Here is a 24,959-nt window from a genome sequence, read left to right as displayed (position 1 = left end):
ATACATGTATTTCGTACTGTGGCTCACGTCAATGGATAGGCCCTGCGTCCTCAAAGCCCTCGAAGCGGGGCTGGGAGTTCCTGCCCCAGCGTCGATGACGTCTCCAGGCGGCTGTGAACTCAACCTGTCAAGAACCCTACGCCGAATCGTGCCGCTCGGACAATCGATATGAGGGCTTTTTAATAATGCCTGCTCAGGGCACCAGGATCCGCTCGCAACTCTTACGTTCGCGTAAATAGGCAGTCGCGCGCCCGTGCCGACAAGACGCAGAATCGCACGATTGGCCCGGCGGTAATGCGATTCTCCGCCTGCTCGCGGGGGAGCAGTCACACTGGTCCGCATGGCGACGGAATCCGCAGCTGCGGGCGTGCTGCTGGCCGCCGGCGCGGGCACCCGGTACGGGATGCCCAAGGTACTGGCCCGCGACGGCGAGTGGCTGCGGTCCGCGGTGGCGGCGCTGGATGAGGGTGGATGCGACGACGTGGTCGTAGTACTGGGGGCCGCGATTGTCGATGTGCCACCGCCCGCACGGGCGGTGATCGCCCAGGACTGGTCGAAGGGGCTCAGCGCGTCACTGCGTGCGGGCCTATCGGCGATCGATGCGGCCGGCTACGCCGTGCTGCACCTCGTCGACACCCCGGACGTCGGCGCCGACGTGGTGCGACGGGTACTGGCCGCGGCGCGTTCGTCGTCGTCGGGATTGGCACGCGCCCACTACGGCAGCCGGCCCGGTCATCCGGTGGTGGTGGCGCGCTGGCATTGGCCCGAACTGCTCGCCGGGCTACACGGCGACGTCGGCGCGGGGCCGTTCCTGCGGGCGCGCACCGACGTGGTCGCCGTCGAATGCGCCGACCTGGCGACGGGCGTCGACATCGACGACGTCAGTTCCGGACGGTGATGCCGAGCACGGCGGCCGCGAACCGGCGCACCGACTCTTCGCCTGCCGCCGCTGCGTCGGCGTACCCGGTTCGGGCGCGGGTGTGCAGCGTCGCGGCGGCCGGATCCACCGTCACCTCCGCCACCAATTCGCCGGTGGTCGGTTCGCAAACCGCCCAGGAGTAGCCGCTGTCGGATGCCCACTGCGCGTTGCGGCGCGTCACATAGTCCGGATCCGTCTCGCCGAGATCAGCCAGCGCGGGCCGGTCGTCGATCAGCTCGTCGGCGCGCAGCCCGCGCAAATACCAAGCGCCGGCATTGATTTCGACCGGTTCCATAGCTTCACGTACGCCGCGAGACTGTAGTTACCGGGGTCCTCACTCGCACTTTTCCTCGGTAACAACAGTCTCGCGGGTCTGGAACTACTTGATCTCGGCCAGCACCGTGCCCTGCGTGATGGCGGCGCCCGCCTCCACCGCGAGGCCGGTGATGGTGCCGTCCTTGTGGGCGGTGACCGGGTTCTCCATCTTCATCGCCTCGAGCACGACGACGAGATCCCCGGCGGACACTTCCTGGCCCTCCTCGACAGCAACCTTGACCACGGTGCCCTGCATCGGGGCGGTCACGGCGTCACCCGACGCGCCGGCGCCGGCCGCCGCACCCCGCTTACGCGGCTTGGGCTTCTTGCGGATGACACCGGCCTGCGCGGGGCCCGAGCCGTTGCCCAAGGCGAGGTCGCCGGGCAGCGACACCTCGAGCCGGCGGCCGCCGACCTCGACGACGACCGTCTGCCGCGGGATGGTGTCCTCTTCTTCGATCGGGTCGCCGCCGGTGAACGGCTCGATGGTGTTGTTCCACTCGGTCTCGATCCAGCGGGTGTGCACCGAGAAGCCGTTCTCGTCGCCGATGAACGCCGGGTCGGACACAACCGCGCGGTGGAACGGGATGACCGTGGCCAGGCCCTCGACCTGGAACTCGTCCAAGGCCCGCCGCGCCCGGGCCAGCGCCTCCTCGCGGGTGGCGCCGTAGACGATCAGCTTGGCCAGCATCGAGTCGAACTGGCCGCCGATCACCGAACCTGTCTCGACGCCGGAGTCCAGCCGGACGCCGGGGCCGCTCGGCGGCACGAACTTGGTCACCGGGCCGGGAGCGGGCAGGAAGCCGCGGCCGGCGTCCTCGCCGTTGATGCGGAATTCGATTGCGTGCCCGCGTGGTTCGGGATCCTCGGTGATGTCGAGCTTCTCGCCGTTGGCGATCTTGAACTGCTGCAGCACCAGGTCGATGCCCGCGGTCTCCTCGGTGACCGGGTGCTCCACCTGCAGGCGGGTGTTGACCTCGAGGAAGCTGATCAGCCCGTCCTGGCCGACCAGGTATTCGACCGTGCCGGCGCCGTAGTAGTGGGCTTCCCGGCAGATCCGCTTGGCCGACTCGTGGATCTCCTTGCGCTGCGCATCGGTCAGGAACGGCGCCGGCGCCTCCTCGACGAGCTTCTGGAAGCGGCGCTGCAGCGAGCAGTCACGGGTGCCCGCGACGACGACGTTTCCGTGCTGGTCGGCGATCACCTGTGCCTCGACGTGGCGCGGCTTGTCCAGGTAACGCTCGACGAAGCATTCGCCGCGGCCGAACGCCGCGGTGGCCTCACGCACGGCCGAGTCGAACAGCTCCGGGATCTCTTCGATGGTGCGGGCCACCTTCATGCCCTTACCGCCGCCACCGAACGCCGCCTTGATCGCGATCGGAACGCCGTACTCCTTGGCGAAGGCCACCACCTCGTCGGCGTCCTTGACCGGGTCCGCGGTGCCCGGCACCAGTGGGGCCTGCGCGCGCGCCGCGATGTGACGGGCGGTGACCTTGTCGCCCAGGTCGCGGATGGACTGCGGGCTGGGCCCGATCCAGATCAGGCCGGCGTCGATGACCGCCTGCGCGAAATCGGCGTTCTCCGACAGGAAGCCGTAGCCGGGGTGGATGGCGTTGGCGCCGGACTTCTCCGCGGCGTCCAACAGCTTCGCGAAGTCCAGATATGACTCCGCCGACGTCTGACCGCCCAGCGCGAAGGCCTCGTCGGCCAGCCGCACGTGCGGGGCGTCGGCGTCCGGCTCCGCATACACCGCCACGCTTCCCAGTCCGGCGTCCTTGGCCGCCCGAATCACTCGGACCGCGATCTCCCCGCGATTGGCGACAAGCACCTTGGAGATCTTTGAGCTGGCGTGACTAGGCACTTCGCCTCCTGGTTGGCATCTCTCTAAGAAACGTCTTTAAGAATGTATCCCGCGCAGTTTAAGGGGCATAACTGAGCCCGTTATCAGGCGGTCGTCTTACTCGTCAGTAGGTTTGGTCGCCCGTAGCCGGTTCTTGATCCGGGCGAGCATCGCCGACATGCCGCGCAGCCGAAGCGGGCTGATCAACGCGGCCAAGCCGAGGTCGGTGTAGAAGTCATCGGGCACGGCCAGGATGTCGGCGGCGGATTGCTCGTCGAGACCGGCCGCGAGAATCGCGGCGAAGCCGCGTGTCGTCGGCGCCTCGGCGGGGGCGCTGAAATACAGCCGCACGCGTTCGGGATCGTCGGCGTCGACGTGCAAAAACAGCGGGGACTGGCATTCGGGCACCGGCTCCATTGCGGCCTGTTCGAGGTCGGCGGGCAGCGGCGGAAGTTCGTTGGCGAACTCCAGCAGGAGCTGCAGCTTGTCCTGCCCCTGCACCTCCTGGAAGTCCGACACCACCTCGGCCAGCGCGGCCGGCATGCTCATGGCGCCTCGCCGGGCTCTTCCCCGACCGCGATGGGCACGCGCACCGCGTTGCCCCATTCGGTCCACGAGCCGTCGTAGTTGCGCACGCCGGGCAGGCCCAGCAGGTGCGTCAGCACGAACCAGGTGTGGCTGGAGCGCTCACCGATGCGGCAGTACACGATGGTCTTGTCCTCGGGCGTGATGAACCCGTACAGCTCTTCGAGTTCGGCGCGTTTGCGGAACCGCCCGCTGTCCTCCGCGGCCTTGGCCCACGGGATGGAGCGCGCGGTCGGGATGTGACCGCCGCGCAGCGCGCCCTCCTCCGGGTAGTCCGGCATGTGGGTGCGTTCGCCGGTGTACTCCTGCGGCGAGCGGACGTCGATCAGCGGCTCCTTGCCCAGGATCGCGAGGACGTCCTCCTTGAAGGCGCGGATGGGCGCGTCGTTGCGTTCGACGACGGGGTAGCCGGTGGATTGTCGGGTGGGCACTTCGAGGGTGCTGTCGCGGCCGTTGGAGATCCACAGGTCGCGTCCGCCGTCGAGCAGCCGGACGTCGGGATGGCCGAACAACGTGAACACCCACAGCGCGTAGGCCGCCCACCAGTTGCTCTTGTCGCCGTAGATGACGACGGTGTCGTCGCGGGAGATGCCCTTGCGGTTCATCAGGTCGGCGAACTGCTCGCCGTTGATGTAGTCACGTACGTGCGGGTCGTTGAGGTCGGTGTGCCAGTCGATTTTCACCGCGCCGGGGATGTGGCCGGTGTCGTAGAGCAACACGTCCTCGTCGGACTCGACGATCGCCAAGCCGGGCCGGCCGAGGTTGCTGGCCAGCCAGTCGGCGGTGACGAGGCGTTCGGGGTGGGCGTAGTCCTGCAGCGCGGGGCTGGGGTCTGGAGGCAGCGGCACAATGCGAGCCTACCGCCGGGGTCGGGGGTGCCGAGATTGCACTCAGGGACAAGTTTGGGGCCGATTTTGTCTCTGGTTTCAATCTCGGGTGAGCGCGTCAGACGCTGAGCGCCACCTCGTAGGCGACGGCGTAGCGACGGGCACCCTGTCGCGGCCGCAGCAGGTCGGGGCACCACGTCACCACCCGCAGCAGTCGCTTGCCGGGGGCCAGGCGCTTCGTGATGATGTCGGCGAGTGCGGCGCGCAGCCGCTCCAGGTCGTAGGTTTCGACGTCGCGGGTGAGCGAGACGTCCCACATGGTCTCTTCGACTGGCATCGCCCCAGTGTCAACCTGCACTTGAGGTTCAGGAAGTGTTTGGGCCCGGCGCGCCGCGCCTAGTTATGTTGCGATTTGGTCAAGGCTGCTCGGTCCAGAGCCGGCCTACCGACAAACCTGCACGGGCGAGGAGGCTCCGCATCAGCGGCAGGCTCAGGCCGATGACGTTGGACGGATCGCCCTCGATGCGATCAACGAACCAGCCGCCCCGCCCGTCGATGGTGAATCCGCCTGCAACGCGCAGCGGTTCGCCGCTGCTGATGTAAGCGTCCAAGTCCGTCGCCGACGGTGTGCCGAAATGCACTGTGGTCATTGCTGATTCGGTTTCTCGGTGGACGACGGCGCTGTCGCGCACACGAAGCACCGCATGGCCGGTGTAAAGGATGCCCGCCCGGCCGGCCATCGAATTCCATTGCTGCCGTGCGGCTTCGGCGTTCGCCGGCTTGCCGCACAGCTGACCGTCGAGGTGCAGCATCGAATCGCAGCCGATGACAACGCAATCGGCGACCACGTCGGCCGGGAGACGGGCGACCACGTCGTCGGCCTTGGCCTGGGCCAGCGCGCACACCACCTGGTCGGGCGGGGCGTTGGAACCCAGCGACGCGATAACGGCGTCTTCGTCGACGCCGGAGACGACCACCAGCGGATCGACACCGGCCTGGCGCAGCACGCCGCGTCGGCCTGGCGAGGCCGAGCCCAGAACGAGCTGGGTCATCTCGGTTTCTTCTTCGCGCAAGCGCTCATCAGCGCCGCATGTGTGTCCGTTCCAGCAGCGTCACCCGCTGCCAGCTGAAGATCGCGTAGCGCAGCTTGTCCACCGGATGGCCCCACATATTCCGCTCGCGCGGGCCGGGGTCCGCAGCGGGACCGGACGCCGCGCCGAGCACGGCTATCAGCGCGGCCATCTCCTCATCGGTGGGCTCGCCCCTGACCACCTGGATGTGGGCCTCGTGGTCGGCCTTGGCGTCTTCGGCCTGAACGTCGGCCTTAACTTTGTTCGTTCCGCTCACAGTGGCCGAATCGTTCGCGTCACTCAACTTCGTTCGTTCCGCTCACAGTGGCCGAATCGTTCGCGTCACTCAACTTCGTTCGTTCCGCTCACAGTGGCCGAATCGTTCGCGTCACTCACTTCGTTCGTTCCGCTCACAGTGGAATGTTCCCGTGCTTCTTCGGCGGCGTCTGCGCGATCTTGCGCTCCAGCAGCCGCAGGGCGGTCGCGACGTAGCCGCGGGTGTGCGACGGCGGGATGACCGCGTCGACGTAACCGCGCTCGGCCGCGATGTACGGATTGACGAGCGTGTCCTCATACTCCTGCTGCAGCTCCAACCGCAGCGCGTCCACGTCTTTACCCTCCTGCGCGGCCTGCTTGAGCTGCTGGCGGTAGACGAAGCCGACGGCGCCGGAGGCGCCCATCACCGCGATCTGCGCCGTCGGCCACGCGACGGCGACGTCGGCGCCCATGTCCTTGGAGCCCATCACGCAGTACGCGCCGCCGTAGGCCTTGCGGGTGATGACCGTGATCTTGGCGACGGTGGCCTCGCCGTAGGCGTAGAGCAGCTTGGCCCCGCGGCGGATGATGCCGTTGTATTCCTGGTCGGTGCCCGGCAGGAAGCCCGGCACGTCGACCAGCATGACGATCGGGATGTTGAAGCAGTCGCAGGTCCGCACGAAGCGGGCCGCCTTCTCGGAGGCGTTGATGTCCAGGCAGCCGGCGAATTGGGTGGGCTGGTTGGCCACGATGCCGACTGGACGTCCGTCGACGCGGCCGAAGCCGACGATGATGTTGGTCGCGTAGCCCGACTGAACCTCGAGGAACTCGTCGTCGTCGAGGATCCGGGTGATGACCTCGTGCATGTCGTAGGGCTGGTTCGGCGAGTCCGGAATCAGCGTGTCGAGTTCGAGGTCCTCGTCGGTGAGTGCTTCCTCGATCGGGCCCGCAGTCTCCGGCGCGGCGTAGCGCGGCGGGTCGGCGTAGTTGTTCGGCGGCAGGTAGCTCAGCAGATCACGGACGTAATCGAAGGCGTCCTGTTCACCCGACGCCACGTAATGCGCGAGCCCCGACTTCGCCATGTGGGTGTGCGCGCCACCGAGCTCCTCCATCGTCACCTCTTCGCCGGTGACCGTCTTGATGACGTCCGGCCCGGTGATGAACATCTGGCTGGTCTGGTCGACCATGATGACGAAGTCGGTGAGCGCGGGGGAGTAGACGTGTCCGCCCGCCGCGGCGCCCATGATCAGCGAGATCTGCGGGATGACGCCGGACGCCTTGATGTTGTTGTGGAAGATCTTGCTGTACAGGCCCAGCGAGACCACGCCCTCCTGGATGCGGGCGCCGGCGCCGTCGTTGATGCCGATCAGCGGGCGGCCGGTCTTGATGGCCAGCTCCTGCACCTTGACGATCTTCTCGCCGTACACCTCGCCGAGGCTGCCGCCGAACACCGTCGCGTCCTGGCTGAAGATGCACACCTCGCGGCCGTCGATGGTGCCGTAGCCGGTGACCACGCCGTCGCCGAGCGGCCGGTTGTCCTGCAGGCCGAAGTTGGTGCTGCGGTGGCGCGCCAACGCGTCGAGTTCGACGAATGAGTCCTCGTCGAGCAGCGCCAGGATGCGCTCGCGGGCGGTCAGCTTGCCCTTGGCGTGCACCTTCTCCACGGCGGCCTCGCCGACCGGGTGCATCGCCTCTTCGGTCCGCCGTTTCAGGTCGGCCAGCTTGCCCGCAGTGGTGTGAATGTCGATTTCGTGCTCGGCCGCGGGTTCGGCCGTGTGCGCCGAGGGGTCCTGAACGCTCGTCATGGGAGCGATGCTATCGGCTGCGGCTGGCGCCACCGCGCCCGCCCTTAGAGTTATGCCAAGAACCGCGGTCCGGTTCGAATGTCGCAGCTGAGCGCGCAGCGAGAGTGCATCGACCACTTCGACTGTGCGCTCACCGCGTCGAGCGTGTCGCCACTGCGCAGATCGTCGAATAATCGCGCGGCCTGCGCACACTCAAGACAGCCACCGCACGCTCAGTTCTGGGCGAAGCGTCGACGCGGCTGCGAAGATGTGCTTTCTGGCCCACTGAGGACGATATGAGGCAGAACCGATGGATAGACCCCCGCTCAACGCCACCGCTTTGCGTGAAGGACTCGAACCGCCCTGGCGGCAGCTTGATGTCGTCGAGGAGACCGGTTCCACCAACGCCGATCTACTCGCCAGGGCTGCCGCGGGGGAGGACATCGACGGCGCGGTGCTGCTGGCGGAGTACCAGAGCGCCGGACGGGGCCGGCACGGCCGGCACTGGACCGCGCCGGCCCGGTCGCAGATCGCATTGTCGGTCGGTGTGGGCACGCAGGGCGTGGCGACCGACGCGTGGGGGTGGCTGCCGCTGGCCACCGGCGTCGCGGTGGTCGACGCGCTGGCCGACGTCGCCGGGCTGGCCGCCGGTTTGAAATGGCCCAACGACGTCTTGGTGGGCACCGGCAAGCTGGCGGGCATTCTGGCCGAAGTGGCCTCACCGCAAGGCGTCGTCGTCATCGGCCTCGGCCTGAACGTCTCGATGACCGCCGACGAGGCCCCCGATCCGGTGGCGACGTCACTGACGATGCTCGGTGCGTCAGCTGACCGAAATGCGTTGGCGCAGGCGGTTCTTCGGCATCTGGGCACTCGCATCGACAGCTGGCGCCGCGGCGACGAGTCTCTGGCTGCCGACTACCGCCGCCACAGCGTCACCCTGCGAAACCCGGTGCGCGCCAGTCTCCCCGGTGACCGCACCGTCGAGGGCGTCGCCGAGGCCGTCGACGAACTGGGCCGGCTCGTGATCAGAACCGACGGTGACACCGTCACCGTCTCGGCCGGCGATATCACGCATCTGCGCCCGCTCGAGTCGTAAAGTTCTCGCGTGGGCTACCCGGATAACGTCCTCGCCAAAGACGAGCAGGTAGTGCTGCATCGGCACCCGCACTGGAAGCGGTTGATCGGCCCGGTGCTGGTGCTGATCCTCGCCACCGCGGTCGCCGCGTTCGCCGCGGCCGTCGTCAACAGAATGGACTGGGACCCGACGGCCAAGAACGTCATCTTCGCCGTCATCGGCGCGATCTGGTTGATCGTCATCGGATGGCTCACCCTGTGGCCGTTCTTGAGTTGGATGACAACGCATTTCGTCATCACCGACCGCCGGGTGATGTTCCGCCACGGCCTACTCACCCGCGCCGGAATCGACATCCCGCTCGCGCGGATCAACAGTGTGGAGTTCCGGCATGGCCTCATCGACCGCATCGTGCGCACCGGAACGCTGATCATCGAATCGGCGTCGCAGGATCCCTTGGAGTTCCACGACATTCCGCGCGTGGAACAGGTGCACTCACTGCTGTATCACGAAGTTTTCGACACCCTGGGCTCTGAGGAGTCGCCCAGCTGAGCCAACCGCCGGGCCCGTCGGCTGGGCCGGCGCAGCGGTGTGACGGTGCCGCCGTGCTCGATGTGATCCTCGATCGCTTCGGCGATGCCGCCGTCGGTGAGCGTGGACTCGAGCGCCTTGTCCGGGCTGCGGCCGAACTCGTCGGGGAACACCCAGCGACGAAACGCCCAGAACCGGAACGCCATCTGCAGCAAGTTGCCCAGGATGTAGGCGGAGATGAAGTCGGCGATGTTCTCCACCGTCAGCGACACCTCGGGCACCCGCAGCCCCAGCACATAGCTGGAGAACGCCAGCGGGGCCATCGACAGCAGCACCCCCAGGCCGCTGAACGCGAAGAACAACAAGGCCTCGTGATGCCGCTCACGCCCGCCGCGGTCCCGGAAGCTCCACTCGCGGTTGAGGATGTAGGACGCGATCACCGCGACGATGCCGGCGATGACCTTCGCGGTCACCGGCTTGGGCTCCAGAACGGTCAGCTTCAGCGTGTAGAAGATCGCCGAGTCGATGACGAACGTCGTCGCCCCGACGATGGCGAATTTGATGAGCTCGTGATGCGCCTCGGCGTACGGGCGAATCGGTCGCGGCAGCCGCGCGATGGTGGCATCAGCGAAGGACACAGGTAGGCAGTGTACGTAAACGGCGCAAAGTGCGCCCAACCCTGCCTTAACCGCAGGTCAATGCCCCGGCCACGATCATGACACCATAGGCATCGTGCCGAGAAATCCCAATGACCCGCCCGTTGTGGCCATGATCGGCGGTGGTCAGCTGGCCAGGATGACGCATCAGGCCGCCATCGCGCTGGGCCAGACGCTGCGCGTCCAGGTCGCCGAGACCGACGAGCCCGCCGCCCAAGTCAGCCCCGACATCGTGCTCGGCTCGCACACCGATTTAGACGATCTGCGCCGAGCCGCCGAGGGCGCCACGGTGTTGACCTTCGACCACGAGCACGTGCCGACCGCGCTGTTGGAGAAGCTCGTCGCCGAGGGCGTCAACGTGGCGCCGCCACCGCAGGCGCTGGTGCACGCCCAGGACAAGCTGGTGATGCGGCGCCGGCTCGAGGCCATGGGCGCGCCGATACCGCGCTATGCCGCAGTCGAGAGCGTCGACGACGTCGAGGAGTTCGTCCGCCGCGTCGACGGGCCGGTGGTGATCAAGACTGTGCGCGGCGGCTACGACGGTAAGGGCGTGATGATGGCCGATGATCTGGCGCAGGCGCGCGAGATCGCGGGCCGGTACCTGGCCGACGGGGTGGCGGTGCTGGTCGAGGAACGGGTGGCGATGCGGCGGGAACTGGCCGCGCTGGTGGCGCGATCGCCGTTCGGGCAGGGCGCGGCCTGGCCGGTGGTGGAAACCGTTCAGCGCGACGGGATCTGCGTGCTGGTGCTGGCGCCAGCGCCGGAGCTGCCCGACGAATTAGGTTCGGCGGCACAGGAATTGGCGTTGCGGCTGGCCTCTGAACTAGGGGTCATCGGGGTGCTCGCCGTGGAGTTGTTCGAGACAGTCGAGGGCGGGCTGCTCGTCAACGAGTTGGCGATGCGGCCGCACAACTCCGGGCACTGGACGATGGACGGCGCGGTCACCAGCCAGTTCGAACAGCACCTGCGGGCGGTGCTGGACTATCCGCTCGGCGATACCGGTGCAATCACGCCGGTCACGGTGATGGCCAACGTGCTTGGCGCACCGCAGACGCCCGCGATGTCGATGGACGAACGCGTGCACCATCTGTTCGCGCGGCTACCCGACGCGAAGATCCACCTCTACGGCAAGGCCGAGCGGCCCGGCCGCAAGATCGGCCACGTCAACATGACGGGATCCGATCTGGACTTCCTGCGTGAGCGCGCCGAACGGGCGGCACACTGGTTATCGCACGCGGTCTGGACCGACGGATGGGACGAACATGCCACCTAACGCCAGGGTCGGGCTGATCATGGGCAGCGACAGCGACTGGTCGGTGATGGCCGATGCCGCCGACGCGCTCGCCGAATTCGACGTCCCGTTCGAAGTCGGTGTGGTCTCGGCGCACCGCACACCGGGCCGGATGCTCGACTACGCGCGCGGCGCGGCCGACCGCGGCATCGAGGTGATCATCGCGGGCGCCGGCGGCGCGGCGCACCTGCCGGGCATGGTGGCCTCGGCGACGCCGCTGCCGGTGATCGGCGTCCCGGTGCCGCTGGCCCGGTTGGACGGCCTGGACTCACTGCTGTCGATCGTGCAGATGCCGGCCGGGGTGCCGGTGGCCACCGTGTCGATCGGCGGCGCGCGCAACGCGGGCCTGCTCGCCGTGCGGATCCTCGGCGCCGTGGATGGCGAGTTGCGGGCACGGATGACGGCGTTTCAGGCCGACCTGGAGGCGATGGTGCTGGCCAAAGACCAGGCGTTACGCGACCGATTATTGGGTGACGGCGGGACCAAGTAGAGTTAATCGCGATTAGCTAAGGAGACTGTCATGGCTGGTTGGGGCGGGAACCCGTCGTTCGATGTATTCAAACTGCCGGAGGAGCACGACGAGTTGCGTGCCGCCATTCGGGCGTTGGCGGAAAAGGAGATCGCCCCGTACGCGGCTGAGGTCGACGAGCAGGCGCGGTTTCCGGAGGAGGCGTTGGCGGCGCTGAACGCGTCGGGGTTCAGTGCCATCCATGTGCCCGAGGAGTATGGCGGCCAGGGTGCCGACTCGGTGGCCACCTGCATCGTCATCGAGGAGGTGGCGCGGGTGGACTGTTCGGCGTCGCTGATCCCGGCGGTGAACAAGCTGGGCACCATGGGGCTGATCCTGCGCGGTTCGGAGGAGCTGAAGAAGCAGGTGTTGCCGTCGCTGGCCTCCGGGGAGGCGATGGCGTCGTATGCCCTCAGTGAGCGGGAGGCCGGCAGTGATGCGGGGGCGATGCGGACTCGGGCCAAGGCCGACGGGGACTCGTGGATTTTGAATGGCACCAAGTGCTGGATCACCAATGGTGGGCGCTCGACGTGGTACACGGTGATGGCGGTGACCGATCCGGACAAGGGCGCCAACGGCATTTCGGCGTTCATGGTGCACCGCGACGACGAGGGTTTCACCGTCGGGCCCAAAGAGAAGAAGCTGGGCATCAAGGGGTCGCCGACCACCGAGTTGTATTTCGAGAACTGCCGGGTGCCGGGGGATCGGATCATCGGGGAGCCGGGTACCGGGTTCAAGACGGCGTTGGCGACGCTGGATCACACCCGCCCGACGATCGGCGCGCAGGCCGTCGGCATCGCGCAGGGCGCGTTGGATGCGGCGATCGCCTACACCAAGGACCGCAAGCAGTTTGGGCAATCCATCAGTGATTTTCAGGGTGTGCAGTTCATGCTCGCCGACATGGCGATGAAGGTGGAAGCCGCCCGGCTGATGGTGTACAGCGCGGCGGCGCGCGCCGAGCGGGGCGAGCCGGACTTGGGTTTCATCTCCGCGGCGAGCAAGTGCTTTGCCTCCGATGTGGCGATGCAGGTCACCACCGACGCGGTGCAACTGTTCGGCGGGGCCGGCTACACGCAGGACTTCCCCGTCGAGCGGATGATGCGCGACGCCAAGATCACCCAGATCTACGAGGGCACCAACCAGATCCAGCGCGTGGTGATGAGCCGCGCCCTGCTCAAGTAAACCGGCGGCATTAGTACGTCAACCCGGCAAGCAGCGGGAGTAACACCACGCCGGTCGTCGTCTCGCCCTGTGGCGCAAACATATATTGCTTGACGCGCCGCAGGCCGAGGTGCTGGCCTTTGGCGTAGGCGGCCGAACTCACCGCCGTCTCCGGGTCCCACGCCCACGCCGCGACGGAGTGCGACGTGGACGGGCCGGGCTCGCCGGCGATCAGTTCACCCAGGACCTGCCCGTCGGCGCGGACCTGCCACGGGCCGTCACCGTCACAGGCCACTTCGGCGATCGGCTGATCGTCGGCGCCGTAGATCGTGAGAATGTCCTTGTCGCGCTTGCTCTTCACCACTTGCGCGCCGCTCGGATCGGTCACCGTCACGAATGCGGGCTTGTCGTTGATCGAACTGGCGCGTGCCAACACGCAGTCGTCGGCGCCGCGCAGCTCCACGTGGATGTCATTGCCCGCGTCAAGGGCGGTGAGCGACAAGAACTTCCAGAACGCCTGCGCGGCCTTCCCGCCGCTGTGCACCCGCACCGTACGCGCCAGGAGGTCTCCGGTAGGCGACAGCAGCCGCCAATGATGGCCGAGACCGGTTTCGCCAGCTTTGAACGCGGCGGTCATCCCACCGGCCCGCGTGAAGTCGTCGAGTGCCCGGGCGACAGGCTGCGTTGGTGTATCCATCGGACTATGCTTTGGGCTCGTAGTGGTAGTTGATGACACCGTCCTCGACGGTCGTCACGGTGACTGCGAACGTCTCGGTGTTGGGGCCTGCCTTCACTGTGCAATCGACCGTGGTTCCGGTCTTGCCCTCGAGGTGATCGCTGCAATCGGCTGAGTCTGGACGCTGCCCGAGCTGTTGCGCGAGACCATCGACCAACGAGGTCGCCAGCTCGTCCTTGGTCAGCACCGGGACGACTTCGATGTCCATCATCAGTCCGTTGACGCCGGTGACCTCGACTGTGCGGCGCAGCGTCAGGCCGCCTGCCGCGACATTGCAATAGGCGACGTTGCCGGCTTTGCCCTCGAGGCCCGACTCGCATGCCACCGACTCCACGGGCGCGCCGGAGGCTTGTTCGAGCAGACCCGACACCGTCGTCTCGAGCTGCTCTTTCGACGTCGCCGGGGTCATCTCGTATTTGACGTCGCTGCCTTCGACGCCGGTGACCGTCACGACCGGTTCGGTCTTGTTCATCGCGCTCATGACGATCTCGCAGCGCGCGGTCTTGCCGACCTCACCGACCAGATCGTCGCCGCATGTCACCGATTCCGGCGCTTGGCCCGCCTTGGTCAATCTGTCCGAAATGTCTTTCTGCAGGGCCTCTTTGGAGACTCTCGGCGTCGAATTGACCTCGGCGCTGACGCTGCAGCCTGACAGTGCGAAGCATCCGATCGCAATGGACCCGAACAGCGGAACAAGAGTTCGCACGACGACCTCCCCGGCTAACCGACAGTGCGCACGCGTAGCTCGCTGGGGCGGGACGATAGCAAACCGCGCTGGCGTCCGCCGCGAAATCGCAAAATAGCCTCGCGGCAGCTACTCGAGGTCGCGCGTGACCTTCTCAGTGCTGCGTCTACGGTCCAGCAACGCAGGATCCGGATGGGCCACCTGAACCAGCGATGCTCCGACAGCGAACACGGCGAGGAGGTTGTCCACGAGTTCGTCCGGCGTGGCCCAGTTTCGGCTCGACAGCAGGCGGTCGGTGGCGGAGAAGCCTTGTGCGGCCGCCGAAGCGTGCGCCGCGGCGAGCACGTCGGCGACCGACTGCCCGTCCAACGCCGGGCCCGGGTGGCGCTCGGGCACGATCTGGTCACCGTGAACGCGCACCGACGTCGCGTAGTCGGTGACGCCGACGGGCAAGTCGGGCACCGGCTTGCCGAACGGGTCGAGCGACAGCACCACCACCTCACCGGCCCCGACGGCATCGTCGGCCTCGGGCAGCCGGTCCGCGGTGCACAGCGCGATATCGCCCTGGCCCTCCAACACGACTTCGGCGCCGATCCACCAGACGCCGAACAGCACCGCCGCGGTCTGCCAGTGCGCCGGCAGCAGCACGACGACGCGGCTGTCCGGCCCGGCACCGAGCTCGTCGCGCAACAGGTTGCCCGTCTTAGCCGCCCAGTTGGCCAGTGTGGCGGTGGACAATTCGATGCGTTCGCCGGTGGCGTCGTCGTAATAAGTGATGCGCGGCCCGGCCGGATCCGATGCCAACGGCGGGTCGAGGATCGCAGAGGAGATGGTGGTCATTTCCCCTAGTTCACGCACTCCGGGTCATCCGAGCCCGCCGTGATGATCGGCGACGGCGGGGCCGCACCGGACTCCGTCGACCCGCTCGCGGGATCCACCGTTTCCAGAGTGACGTCGGTGCCGTCGAGGCCGGAGCCCGGTCCCGTGTAGTCATTGGCGAGCACCACCCGCACCGTGCCCGGCGCCACCGAGGCGTCCTCGACGACGGGCAAGCCGCCCAGCTCCTTCGAAACCGCTTGCGCGCCAAGGTCATCGGCCTTGGGGGCGAGCACCTGGCTGGTCGTGACCGGGCCGCCTTCGTGGTTGCCCGTGCTGCCGGCGGTGAACCCCTTGTTGGACAGGACATGTGACACCGCGGCGGCCAACCCGTTGATGTCAGTGGCGTTGACCACATTGGCCGTGGTTTTGCTTGGCGTGTAAGCCAATTCCTCGGTCTTGCCTTCGTCCTGGTCGTGCAGCAGGCTGCTCACCCACTCCTGCACCTCGGTGGGATCCACCCGCACCACGCTCTGCATACCGTCGTCGCTCCAGCCGTCCTCCCGCAGGATCGGGATGGTGGCGAACGCGACGTTGCCGGCAGCCAGTTTCTGTAGCTGATCGGCGAAATCCATGATGTCCCAACCGTCGGAGAGCACTACGGAGCGCTGCACTGCCTGCTGCAACCGGTTGAGCGTCGCGGGACTGGACAGCGTCTTGCTGGAGATGACTTCGTGGGCAAGCGATGCCATCACCGCCTGCTGGCGCGTCACCCGGTCGAGGTCTCCGCGGGGCAGGTCGTGGCGTTGGCGCACGAAGCTCAGCGCCTGCGGACCGTCCAGCTTCTGCCAGCCGGCCGGGAAATCCGCACCCGAAAGCGGTTCGTAGACAGCCTCTTTCAGGCAGACGTCGACCCCGCCCAGCGCGTCGGTGATCAGCGAGAAGCCCAGCAGCCCGATCTCGGCATAATGGTCGACGGTCACGCCGGTGAGGTTGGCCACGGTTTTGATCAGCGCCTCGCGGCCGGCTTCCTTGGCCAGCGGCTCGGCCGCCGCCGGATCCTCGCCGTTGTCCTCCACCAGCTCCTTGAGCCGCTCCAGGTGAACCGACCCGTAGACGCCGTTGATCTTCATCTTGTCCATGCTGGGGGTCTCGACATAGGCGTCACGCGGAATCGAGATCGCGGTGGCCGACCTGCCGTTGTTGGGGATTCGCACCAAGATGATGGTGTCGGTGTTGGTCGACACGTCGTTGCCGGCGCGCAGCGTCGCCAGCTCTTCTTCCGACAGCGGGTTGCCGTGCGCGTCGGTGCGGCTGTCCATGCCCACCAGCAGCACGTCGATCGCCCCGTCCTCACCGCCTCCGCCCAGCGCGGCCGAGTTGATGTGGTTGATACCCGATTCGAACGAGCGGATCCGGCTCCATGCGACACCTGTGCCGAGCACCACGGCCAGTGCCATGGCCACGGCGAGGGTACGCAGCAGGCGGAGGGGCATCAACCCAGGTTACTTGCGGGTCGGCCGCAGACCGGGTAGCGCCGATCGGCGTGCCAGACTCTCATGTGTGGCCAACAGGATCGTGATCACCGGTGCGGGCGGTTTGGTCGGTCGGGTCTTGGCTGATCAGGCGGCCCGCCGGCACCACGAGGTGCTGGCACTCACATCGGCGGAGTGCGACATCACGGATCCCACCGCGGCCGAGCGTTTCGTGTCCGCCGATGACGTGGTGATCAACTGCGCGGCCTACACCAAGGTCGACGCCGCCGAGACCGACGCGGAGCGGGCACACGCCGTCAACGCCGTCGGCGCGGAGTACGTCGCCCACGCTTGCGCGCGTGCCGGCGCGGAACTCATCCACCTCTCCACCGACTACGTATTCAGCGGTGCCAAGCGCGAGCCGTACGAGATCGACGACGAGACGGGCCCGCTGAGCGTGTACGGACGCACCAAGCTCGCCGGTGAGTTCGCCGTGCTCTCTGCGATGCCCGACGCCCACATCGTCCGCACCGCGTGGATCTATCAGGGCGGTGACGGTCCCGACTTCGTCGCCACCATGCGCCGGTTGGCCGCCGGGGACGAACCGGTGGAGGTCGTGGCCGACCAGATCGGTTCGCCGACCTACGTCGACGATCTGGTGGCTGCGCTGCTCGAAATCGCCGAGGGCGACATTCGTGAGCCGGTCCTGCACGCGGCCAACGCCGGGGCGGTCAGCCGCTACGAGCTGGCGCGGGCGGTGTTCGAGCTCGTCGGGGCGGATCCGCAGCGGGTGCGTCCGGTGGGCAGCGATCGGCACCCGCGCCCCGCGCCGCGTCCGCCGTACTCCGCGCTGTCGGGCCGGCTGTCGGCCGAAGCGGGGCTGACGCCCCTGCGGGGTTGGCGGGATGCGCTGGCCTCAGCTCTGCAGGGCGTCGAATGATCGCCCGCTACCCTCTACGCCGTGACTGACGAACTGGCGGTGGTGACGGTGACCTATTCACCGGGCCCGCACCTCGACCGGTTCCTGGCGTCGCTGTCGCACGCGACCGACCGGCCGGTGACCGTCATCATGGCCGACAACGGGTCGACCGACGGCGCCCCCGAGGCGGCGCTGGAGCGCTATCCGAACACTCGCCTGCTGCGCACCGGCGGCAACCTGGGCTACGGCACGGCGGTGAACCGCGCCGTCGCCGAGATCGGCCCCGAAGCGGACTATGTCGTCGTCGCCAATCCCGACGTGCAGTGGGGCCCGCGGAGCATCGACCTGCTGCTCGAGGCCGCGGCGCGGTGGCCGCGGGCCGGCGCGCTGGGGCCACTGATCCGCGATCCGGACGGCTCGGTCTACCCGTCGGCCCGGGAGTTGCCGAGCCTGATCCGCGGCGGGATGCACGCCGTGGTCGGGCCGGTGTGGAAATCCAACCCGTGGACGGCGGCCTACCGCCAGGACCGCCAGGAGCCCAGCGAACGCCCCGTGGGCTGGCTGTCGGGCTCATGCCTGTTGCTACGGCGCGCGGCCTTCGACGAGATCCACGGCTTCGACGAGCGCTATTTCATGTACATGGAGGATGTCGACCTCGGGGATCGGCTCGGCAAGGCCGGCTGGCAGAACATCTACGTGCCCGCGGCGGAGGTTTTGCACCACAAGGGCCACGCGACCGGGCGGGATCCCGCTCGCAACCTGGCTGCCCATCACCGCAGCACCTACACTTTTCTGGCGGATCGGTATCCCAAGCCGTGGCAGGCGCCGCTGCGGTGGACGATGCGAGGCGCTCTCGCCGTGCGGGCGGGCCTGGTGGTCCGCAACTCCCGGCGCCAGCGGGCGAAAGGACGGCGCTAGATGGTGAATCCGTCCCAGGTGGACGCCGTCATCCTGGTGGGTGGTCAGGGCACGCGGTTGCGCCCGTTGACCCTTTCGGCGCCCAAGCCGATGCTGCCGACGGCCGGTCTGCCGTTCCTGACGCATCTGCTGTCGCGCATCGCCGCGGCCGGCATCGAACACGTCGTGATGGGCACCTCCTACAAGGCGCAGGTGTTCGAGGCGGAGTTCGGCGACGGGTCCAAACTGGGACTGCAGATCGACTACGTCACTGAGGAAGAGGCGCTGGGCACCGGCGGCGCGATCGCCAATGTGGCCGAAAAACTGCGCTATGACACGGCTTTGGTGTTCAACGGTGATGTGCTGTCCGGGGCCGATCTGGGCGCGCTGTTGGACAGCCACGAAACGCGCGGCGCCGACGTCACTTTGCACCTGGTGCGGGTCGGCGACCCGCGGGCTTTCGGATGTGTGCCCACCGATGCCGACGGCCGGGTGACGGCGTTTCTGGAGAAGACGCAGGATCCGCCGACCGATCAGATCAACGCCGGCTGCTACGTGTTTCGCCGCGAGGTCATCGATCGCATCCCCAAGGGCCGGGCGCTGTCGGTGGAGCGCGAAATCTTCCCCACGATGCTCACCGACGGGTACAAGGTGTGCGGTTACGTCGACACCTCGTACTGGCGCGATATGGGCACGCCCGAAGACTTCGTGCGTGGATCCGCCGACCTGGTGCGCGGTATCGCGCCGTCGCCGGCGCTGCACGGACACCGCGGTGAGTCGCTGGTGCACGACGGCGCCGCGGTCGCGCCCGGTGCGCTGCTGATCGGCGGCACGGTCGTCGGACGCGGCGCCGAAATCGGCGCGGGCGCACGGCTGGACGGCGCGGTGATCTTCGACGGCGTCCGTGTCGAGGCCGGCGCGGTGATCGAGCGATCGATCATCGGCTTCGGCGCCCGGATCGGCCCGCGGGCGTTGATCCGTGACGGTGTGATCGGCGACGGCGCCGACATCGGTGCACGCTGCGAACTTTTGCGCGGCGCGCGGGTGTGGCCGGGCATTGCGATCCCCGACGGCGGCATCCGGTTCTCCACCGACGTCTGACGCGCGTTCAGATTGCGCTCAGGGCTGCGACCCGCGGCCGTTCACGACCCTGGCGGCAATCTCAACGAGTTGGGTGAGCCCGAAGTCGCAGTCCTGTGGCATCGCGTCCAGCGGCCACCAGCGCAGATCCAAAGACTCGTCGCTGCAGGCGATTTGCGCATCCGCCGGCGCGTGCACAAGGAATTGCATGTCGAGATGACGGGTCGGTATCCCCAGCGAGCAGGTGACCGGGTGGACGTGCAGCGCCGCCAATTCGGTGTCGATGGTCAAGCTGTCGATGCCCGATTCCTCGGCGGCCTCCCGCAGAGCCGCGGCGAAGATGTCGGCGTCACCGTCCTCGCAGTGCCCGCCGAGTTGCAGCCAGCGGCCGAACCGCGGATGCAGGGTGAGTAGTGCGTGAGTTCCGGTGTGGTCCAACACCAGTGCCGACGCGGTGATGTGGCCCGGCGCGCAGTCCCGTCGGCACGCGTCGGGCCGGGCGAGCAGGAACGACAGCACCGCGTGGCGCAACGAGTCCTGGGCGGGATCGGGCGCCTTCCAACGGGTCAGCACGTCGACCGCCGAGGAGTGCAGGCTCATCTCTGCCGTCTGCTCTTCGCGCAGGCGCTCATCGCCGCCGTCTGCTCTTCGCGCAGGCGCTCATCGCCGCCGTCTGCTCTTCGCGCAGGCGCTCATCGCCGCCGTCTGCTCTTCGCGCAGGCGCTCATCGCCGCCGTCTGCTCTTCGCGCAGGCGCTCATCGCCGCCGTCTGCTCTTCGCGCAGGCGCTCATCGCCGCCGTCTGCTCTTCGCGCAGGCGCTCATCGCCGCCGTCTGCTCTTCGCGCAGGCGCTCATCGCCGCCGTCTGCTCTTCGCGCAGGCGCTCATCGCCGCCGTCTGCTCTTCGCGCAGGCGCTCATCGCCGCCGTCTGCTCTTCGCGCAGGCGCTCATCGCCGCCGTCTGCTCTTCGCGCAGGCGCTCATCGCCGCCGTCTGCTCTTCGCGCAGGCGCTCATCGCCGCCGTCTGCTCTTCGCGCAGGCGCTCATCGCCGCCGTCTGCTCTTCGCGCAGGCGCTCATCGCCGCCGTCTGCTCTTCGCGCAGGCGCTCATCGCCGCCGTCTGCTCTTCGCGCAGGCGCTCATCGCCGCCGTCTGCTCTTCGCGCAGGCGCTCATCGCCGCCGTCTGCTCTTCGCGCAGGCGCTCATCGCCGCCGTCTGCTCTTCGCGCAGGCGCTCATCGCCGCCGTCTGCTCTTCGCGCAGGCGCTCATCGCCGCCGTCTGCTCTTCGCGCAGGCGCTCATCGCCGCCGTCTGCTCTTCGCGCAGGCGCTCATCGCCGCCGTCTGCTCTTCGCGCAGGCGCTCATCGCCGCCGTCTGCTCTTCGCGCAGGCGCTCATCGCCGCACCAGCAGGCCGTCCGGCGGCACCGGCTCGCGCGGGCCAGCCGGCACCGTGCCTTCTTCCGGATAGCCGATCGCGATGGCGCCCAACGGCTCCCAGTCGTCAGGCAGCTCGAGTTCGTCGCGGACCAGCTCGGCGGCGAAGATCGTGGAGCCGATCCAGCAGCTGCCCACCCCGCGCACCGCCAGCGCCACCAGCAGCGCCTGCACCGCCGCGCCGACCGCGACGGTGAACATGGTGTGCTCGGCTGCGGTCCGCGCCGCGTCGGGGTAGCTGTGCGCACCGTCGGGCACCATGAACGGGATCACCAGTTCCGGTGCGTCGTAGAGGATCTGGCCACGTCCGACCCTGCGTTCGACGGCGTCGGGCGCTTTCCCGTCGCCGAGCAGATCGGCGCGCCAGCGGTCCTTCATCCGGTCCAACAGCCGGGTTCGTGCGGTGGCGTCCTGCATCCACACGAAGCGCACGGGACGGGTGTGGTGCGGCGCCGGGGCGGTCAGCGCCTCGGCGACGGCGGCCTCGACGAGCGCGGGGTCCACCGGCTGCGCGCTGAACCGCCGCACCGAGCGGCGCAGCAGCTGCGCCTGGGTGCGGCCCAGCGTGATGGCTTCCTCGGTGCCCAGCCAGAACAGGTCCTCTTCGCCCGGCCGCAGCAGGGTGCGTGCGTTGGATCCGTTGTCCGCCAACGTCAGTCCCCGCACCACCGCGACGGGGATACCGGTGAGTTTGCCCTTGACCAGATCGGCGGCGGCGGCAATCTCGTCGGCGACGGCCACCTCTGTGACGAGCAACTCGTTGCCATGCGCGTCGCGGGCCCCGGCGTAGCCGTGCAGCACGGTGAGCCCGGCGGCGCCGATCGCGAAATCGGTCTGGCCGTTGCGCCACGCCCGGCCCATGGTGTCGGTGATGACCACGCCGACGGTGACGCCCAGCCGCTCGGCCAGCCCCGCGCGCAGCGCGGCGGCGCTCGCGTCGGGATCCTCTGGCAGCAGGGCCAATTCGGTTGATCCGATGTTGGAGCCGTCGACGCCGGCGGCGGCCTGTACCAAACCGAGCGCGTTCTCGGTGATCAGCGTGCGGCCCTTACGCGCCAGCACCCGAACCGCTTCGGCGTCGATGAGCTTGCGCCGCAACGCATCCCGCTCCTCGGGGTCTTCCGGCGCGGACACGATGCGGCCCTCGCACTTGGACACCACCTTGCTGGTGACCACGACGACGTCGTCGTCGCGTAACCACGGCGCCGCCGCGGCGATGGCGTCGGCCAGGTCATCGCCCGGCCGAAACTCCGGCAGGCCGGTCACGGGCAGCAGTTCGACCGCCGCCGCGGCACCATGGTCGCCGCTCGGCGGCGCCATTGGACTAGGGCCGGTCACGGCTTGACCCCCGCCAGCTCCAGGCCCGCGCGGACCATGTTGGCGGTGGCCGCCGGGTCGGTCATCAACAGCGGCACCGCCCGGACCTCCACGCCGTCGATCGTCGCCCGGTCGCCCTCGTCGATCATCCAGCCGTCCAGGATGCCGACCCCCGAGCGCGGTCCGTAGTAGCCGCCGACGGCCTCGGAGGTGGAGGCCACGCCGATCACGCGCAGGCATTCGTCGGCCATGCCACGCAACGGTTTTCCGGCGACGATGGGGGAGTAGCCGATGACACGGGCCGCCGTCGAGCGCAGCGCGCCGCGAATGCCCGGGATGGCCAGGATCGAACCGATGCTCACCACCGGGTTCGACGGCGCCAGCAGCACGACGTCGGCGTCGGTGATCGCGTCGATGACGCCGGGGCCGGCGGCGGCCTTGTCGGCCCCGACGAACGCGAAGCTGTGCGTGGGCACCTGCGCGCGGTAGCGCACCCACCACTCCTGGAAGTGGATCGCGCGCCGCTCCGCGGTTTCGGGATCGGTGATGACGACGTGGGTTTCGCTGCGATCGTCGCTGGCCGGCAGCAGCCGGGCACCGGGCGACCAGCGCTTGCACAACGCCTCGGTGACCTCGGAGAGCGGATAGCCGGCCCGCAGCATCTGGCTGCGCACCAGGTGGGTGGCCAGATCGCGATCGCCGAGCCCGAACCAGTCCGGCTGTACACCGTAGGCGGCGAGTTCCTCTTTGGCGTGCCAGGTTTCGTCGCGATGGCCCCAGCCGCGTTGCGGGTCGATGCCCCCGCCCAGGGTGTACATGCAGGTGTCCAGATCCGGGCAGATGCGCACCCCGAACATCCAGGCGTCGTCGCCGACGTTGACGATCGCCGTCAAATCGTGATCTTCGGACCCTCCGCGGGATCCGTCGCCGAACTGCCCGAGCCCCAACAGGTGCTGTACGCCGAGCAGGAAGCGGGCGCCGCCCACGCCGCCGACCAGTACGGTGACCTTCACAGGGTCTGAGAGTAGGCGCTCGCCGCCGCCGCGGTTCGGGTCCGGTAACGATCGCGACACGCCGACGCGCCGACGCGCCGAATTGTTGTCACGGAATGGTACAAATTTCTGTTCTAGCGCTTGACCCCGGCAGCTAACACGTGTGTAATCACAGCAGTGTCATTTCCCGGTTGGCCGGCCGCTTCCGGTGTCGCAGACCGAGATTCGATCACTTGTTCGAATTGGAATGGCCGCACATCGCAATAGTGGGGCTTCACGCAGGATCTACGAGACCAGGGTGAGGAGGCGGAGAATGTCTTATGAGCGCGGCGATTTCGATCGTGTGGTCCGGTTCGACAACCGGCTGCTCGGCTCACTAGGCAACGCACCGCACGCCAATTCCGGCCCGACACCGATTGGGGCATCTGCACGTCCTCAATTGAGTTTGGTTCCGGACCAGCCGGACAACGGTTTCGACGTTGCGCCGGCAACTGCCGATGAACAATGGCAAGAGCGCGCGTTGTGCGCTCAAACCGATCCCGAGGCGTTCTTCCCGGAAAAGGGCGGCTCGACCCGTGAAGCCAAGCGCATCTGCCAGGGCTGCGAGGTGCGCGATGCGTGCCTGGAGTACGCGCTGGCCCACGATGAGCGCTTCGGCATCTGGGGCGGGCTCTCCGAGCGGGAGCGCCGCCGCCTCAAGCGCGGGATCATCTAGCGGTAGTAGTTACTCGTCATCGATCGTCGGGTCGATGACAGAAGGTTCGACGCCCAGATATGTGGCCACCTGAGCCACCAGGATCTCATGCAGCAGCTCGGCGAGTTCGTCGGTGTCTTTGGCCCGACGCTCGATCGGCTTGCGGAACAGCACAATTCGCGCCCGGGTGGCGTTGCCCCGGACGTCGACGCCCGCCGGTATCAGCCTCGCCAACACAATCGGGCCGTCGGCCACGACTTCGGGCGGCCAAGCCACACTGTCGGGGTCCTTCGGGGAGATCCGGGGGATCTCGTCGACGGCCACGTCGAGCCCGGACAGCCGCTCCGCCCAGCGTCGCTCGATCGGTTCGTAGGCCTCGAGCACGGCCATGTCGAAGCGCTCGGCCCGGCTACGCCAGCCCGGCACGGTTGGCGGAAGCAGCGGGCCGCGCATCTCCCGGCGTCCGCGGCGTACTCCACGCAGGAAACGCTCGGCCACGCCGGAGATCGTAACGGTTCGAGATCAGCCTTCGGCGTGCCTGCGCGTGTCCGGCGCCGTGGCGCGTTTGCGCACGATAGCCTCTCGCTGTGAACGTTCCCCGTCGCTGCTGCCGGCCCGGGTGTCCCCACTATGCGGTCGCGACGCTGACCTTCGTCTACTCCGATTCCACCGCCGTTGTCGGCCCGTTGGCCACCGTTTCCGAACCCCATTCCTGGGATCTGTGCGTGGGCCACGCCGGGCGGATCACCGCGCCGCGCGGCTGGGAGTTGGTCCGCCACGCCGGGCCGCTGCCGTCGCACCCGGACGACGACGATCTGGTCGCGCTGGCCGACGCGGTCCGCGAGGGACGTGACGGGCCGACGACCATAAATAGCGTGAATGGCGTCGCGGCCGGTTTCTCCGATCCCACCACCGGTGTGCAGGGTGGTGCGCTGATGGCGCCGCCGGCCCGTCGGCCGGAGACGAACGGGCGCCGGCGCGGTCATCTGCGAGTGTTGCCGGACCCTGGCGACTAGCCCGGAGTAACGCGGAAGTAGCCGGAGAGTAGTCGCCGTGCGGGCGCGGCTCGGCGGTTAGGCTGGCGCCAACGGTTTGA

At 68.1% G+C, this 24,959-nt stretch carries 27 protein-coding genes and 1 pseudogene; 11 read left to right on the top strand and 17 right to left on the bottom strand.

Annotated elements, in window-relative coordinates:
- Positions 1-340 precede the first annotated feature (340 nt).
- A complete protein-coding gene (locus CWS39_RS10450; RefSeq protein WP_102142838.1) occupies positions 341-898 on the top strand; it encodes a nucleotidyltransferase family protein in 558 nt (185 codons plus the stop codon).
- Here the strand turns inward: CWS39_RS10450 and CWS39_RS10445 are convergent.
- The 8 genes from CWS39_RS10445 to CWS39_RS10410 form a co-directional block, all read right to left on the bottom strand.
- Positions 882-1,214, bottom strand: a complete 333-nt coding sequence (locus CWS39_RS10445) for a hypothetical protein (RefSeq protein ID WP_102142837.1) — start codon at positions 1,212-1,214, stop codon at positions 882-884. The genes CWS39_RS10450 and CWS39_RS10445 overlap by 17 nt on opposite strands.
- 84 nt (positions 1,215-1,298) lie before the next feature.
- Entirely contained in the window at positions 1,299-3,095 is a 1,797-nt protein-coding gene (locus CWS39_RS10440; protein WP_102142836.1) for an acetyl-CoA carboxylase biotin carboxylase subunit, read from the bottom strand.
- Positions 3,096-3,191: 96 nt separating this feature from the next.
- A complete protein-coding gene (locus CWS39_RS10435; RefSeq protein WP_199178039.1) occupies positions 3,192-3,623 on the bottom strand; it encodes a SufE family protein in 432 nt (143 codons plus the stop codon).
- The gene (locus CWS39_RS10430; protein WP_102142834.1) at positions 3,620-4,507 is read right to left on the bottom strand and encodes a sulfurtransferase; all 888 of its coding nucleotides are present in this window, start codon (positions 4,505-4,507) and stop codon (positions 3,620-3,622) included. The genes CWS39_RS10435 and CWS39_RS10430 overlap by 4 nt, the downstream gene beginning before the upstream one ends.
- A gap of 97 nt (positions 4,508-4,604) precedes the next feature.
- Positions 4,605-4,823: a hypothetical protein gene (locus CWS39_RS10425; protein ID WP_233213439.1), complete on the bottom strand. Its 219-nt coding sequence runs from the start codon at positions 4,821-4,823 to the stop codon at positions 4,605-4,607.
- A 79-nt stretch (positions 4,824-4,902) separates the two neighbouring features.
- Positions 4,903-5,538: a Maf family protein gene (locus CWS39_RS10420; RefSeq protein WP_102142886.1), complete on the bottom strand. Its 636-nt coding sequence runs from the start codon at positions 5,536-5,538 to the stop codon at positions 4,903-4,905.
- A gap of 28 nt (positions 5,539-5,566) precedes the next feature.
- Positions 5,567-5,833 carry an acyl-CoA carboxylase subunit epsilon gene (locus CWS39_RS10415; protein ID WP_233213438.1) on the bottom strand — a complete coding sequence of 89 codons (267 nt, stop codon included), beginning with the start codon at positions 5,831-5,833 and terminating at the stop codon, positions 5,567-5,569.
- 133 nt (positions 5,834-5,966) lie between these two features.
- Complete coding sequence (locus CWS39_RS10410) at positions 5,967-7,616, bottom strand: acyl-CoA carboxylase subunit beta (protein ID WP_102142832.1); 1,650 nt, start codon at positions 7,614-7,616, stop codon at positions 5,967-5,969.
- 289 nt (positions 7,617-7,905) lie between these two features.
- Here CWS39_RS10410 and CWS39_RS10405 point away from each other — a divergent pair, with 289 nt between their 5' ends.
- Together CWS39_RS10405 and CWS39_RS10400 are read left to right on the top strand one after the other, a co-directional pair.
- The gene (locus CWS39_RS10405; protein ID WP_102142831.1) at positions 7,906-8,691 is read left to right on the top strand and encodes a biotin--[acetyl-CoA-carboxylase] ligase; all 786 of its coding nucleotides are present in this window, start codon (positions 7,906-7,908) and stop codon (positions 8,689-8,691) included.
- 9 nt (positions 8,692-8,700) lie between these two features.
- Positions 8,701-9,219: a PH domain-containing protein gene (locus CWS39_RS10400; RefSeq protein WP_102142830.1), complete on the top strand. Its 519-nt coding sequence runs from the start codon at positions 8,701-8,703 to the stop codon at positions 9,217-9,219.
- Here CWS39_RS10400 and CWS39_RS10395 read toward each other — a convergent pair.
- Entirely contained in the window at positions 9,174-9,836 is a 663-nt protein-coding gene (locus tag CWS39_RS10395; RefSeq protein WP_102142829.1) for a GtrA family protein, read from the bottom strand. The two genes, CWS39_RS10400 and CWS39_RS10395, sit on opposite strands and share 46 nt — an antisense overlap.
- Before the next feature lie 130 nt (positions 9,837-9,966).
- Here CWS39_RS10395 and CWS39_RS10390 point away from each other — a divergent pair, with 130 nt between their 5' ends.
- The 3 genes from CWS39_RS10390 to CWS39_RS10380 are packed head-to-tail and all read left to right on the top strand — an operon-like array spanning position 9,967 to position 12,835.
- Positions 9,967-11,127 (top strand): 5-(carboxyamino)imidazole ribonucleotide synthase, encoded by a 1,161-nt coding sequence (locus CWS39_RS10390; RefSeq protein ID WP_199178051.1) that lies wholly within the window; start codon positions 9,967-9,969, stop codon positions 11,125-11,127.
- On the top strand, positions 11,117-11,635 hold the full coding sequence (purE, locus tag CWS39_RS10385; RefSeq protein ID WP_199178038.1) for a 5-(carboxyamino)imidazole ribonucleotide mutase: 519 nt from the start codon (positions 11,117-11,119) through the stop codon (positions 11,633-11,635). The genes CWS39_RS10390 and purE overlap by 11 nt, the downstream gene beginning before the upstream one ends.
- A 30-nt stretch (positions 11,636-11,665) precedes the next feature.
- Positions 11,666-12,835: an acyl-CoA dehydrogenase gene (locus tag CWS39_RS10380; protein ID WP_102142826.1), complete on the top strand. Its 1,170-nt coding sequence runs from the start codon at positions 11,666-11,668 to the stop codon at positions 12,833-12,835.
- 10 nt (positions 12,836-12,845) lie between these two features.
- On the opposite strand, the gene CWS39_RS10375 is transcribed toward CWS39_RS10380, so the two are convergent.
- From CWS39_RS10375 to CWS39_RS10360, 4 genes are all read right to left on the bottom strand, one after another.
- Positions 12,846-13,511 (bottom strand): hypothetical protein, encoded by a 666-nt coding sequence (locus CWS39_RS10375; RefSeq protein WP_102142825.1) that lies wholly within the window; start codon positions 13,509-13,511, stop codon positions 12,846-12,848.
- A 4-nt stretch (positions 13,512-13,515) separates the two neighbouring features.
- Entirely contained in the window at positions 13,516-14,256 is a 741-nt protein-coding gene (locus CWS39_RS10370; RefSeq protein WP_233213437.1) for a DUF4333 domain-containing protein, read from the bottom strand.
- Between the two features lie 108 nt (positions 14,257-14,364).
- A complete protein-coding gene (locus tag CWS39_RS10365; RefSeq protein ID WP_102142824.1) occupies positions 14,365-15,075 on the bottom strand; it encodes a TIGR03089 family protein in 711 nt (236 codons plus the stop codon).
- A 5-nt stretch (positions 15,076-15,080) separates the two neighbouring features.
- Entirely contained in the window at positions 15,081-16,547 is a 1,467-nt protein-coding gene (locus tag CWS39_RS10360) for an LCP family protein (protein ID WP_199178037.1), read from the bottom strand.
- 67 nt (positions 16,548-16,614) lie between these two features.
- On the opposite strand from CWS39_RS10360, the pseudogene rfbD reads away from it, so the two are divergent.
- From rfbD to manB, 3 genes and pseudogenes are all read left to right on the top strand, one after another.
- Positions 16,615-17,491: pseudogene (gene rfbD, locus CWS39_RS10355) on the top strand (dTDP-4-dehydrorhamnose reductase).
- A 14-nt stretch (positions 17,492-17,505) separates the two neighbouring features.
- A complete protein-coding gene (locus CWS39_RS10350) occupies positions 17,506-18,363 on the top strand; it encodes a glycosyltransferase family 2 protein (protein ID WP_199178050.1) in 858 nt (285 codons plus the stop codon).
- 3 nt (positions 18,364-18,366) lie between these two features.
- Entirely contained in the window at positions 18,367-19,443 is a 1,077-nt protein-coding gene (manB, locus tag CWS39_RS10345) for a mannose-1-phosphate guanylyltransferase (RefSeq protein WP_199178049.1), read from the top strand.
- A gap of 18 nt (positions 19,444-19,461) precedes the next feature.
- Here manB and CWS39_RS10340 read toward each other — a convergent pair whose 3' ends face one another.
- The 3 genes from CWS39_RS10340 to cofD all read right to left on the bottom strand — a co-directional run bounded on the left by CWS39_RS10340 (position 19,462) and on the right by cofD (position 23,190).
- A complete protein-coding gene (locus CWS39_RS10340; protein WP_102142820.1) occupies positions 19,462-20,022 on the bottom strand; it encodes an NUDIX domain-containing protein in 561 nt (186 codons plus the stop codon).
- 796 nt (positions 20,023-20,818) lie between these two features.
- Positions 20,819-22,180 carry a coenzyme F420-0:L-glutamate ligase gene (locus CWS39_RS10335; RefSeq protein ID WP_102142819.1) on the bottom strand — a complete coding sequence of 454 codons (1,362 nt, stop codon included), beginning with the start codon at positions 22,178-22,180 and terminating at the stop codon, positions 20,819-20,821.
- A gap of 14 nt (positions 22,181-22,194) precedes the next feature.
- The gene (gene cofD / locus CWS39_RS10330) at positions 22,195-23,190 is read right to left on the bottom strand and encodes a 2-phospho-L-lactate transferase (protein WP_102142818.1); all 996 of its coding nucleotides are present in this window, start codon (positions 23,188-23,190) and stop codon (positions 22,195-22,197) included.
- Positions 23,191-23,614: 424 nt separating this feature from the next.
- On the opposite strand from cofD, the gene CWS39_RS10325 reads away from it, so the two are divergent.
- Positions 23,615-23,884 (top strand): WhiB family transcriptional regulator, encoded by a 270-nt coding sequence (locus tag CWS39_RS10325; RefSeq protein ID WP_199178048.1) that lies wholly within the window; start codon positions 23,615-23,617, stop codon positions 23,882-23,884.
- A 9-nt stretch (positions 23,885-23,893) separates the two neighbouring features.
- Here the strand turns inward: CWS39_RS10325 and CWS39_RS10320 are convergent, their stop codons facing one another.
- The gene (locus CWS39_RS10320) at positions 23,894-24,316 is read right to left on the bottom strand and encodes a metallopeptidase family protein (protein ID WP_102142816.1); all 423 of its coding nucleotides are present in this window, start codon (positions 24,314-24,316) and stop codon (positions 23,894-23,896) included.
- Between the two features lie 134 nt (positions 24,317-24,450).
- On the opposite strand from CWS39_RS10320, the gene CWS39_RS10315 reads away from it, so the two are divergent.
- Complete coding sequence (locus tag CWS39_RS10315; RefSeq protein ID WP_102142815.1) at positions 24,451-24,879, top strand: DUF3499 domain-containing protein; 429 nt, start codon at positions 24,451-24,453, stop codon at positions 24,877-24,879.
- Positions 24,880-24,959 lie beyond the last annotated feature (80 nt).

The sequence above is a fragment of the Mycobacterium hubeiense genome (assembly GCF_002838065.1).
Classification (GTDB): domain Bacteria; phylum Actinomycetota; class Actinomycetes; order Mycobacteriales; family Mycobacteriaceae; genus Mycobacterium; species Mycobacterium hubeiense.
The sequence above is the reverse complement of the archived record's forward strand: the minus strand, read 5'-3'. Positions and strand labels throughout refer to the sequence as shown.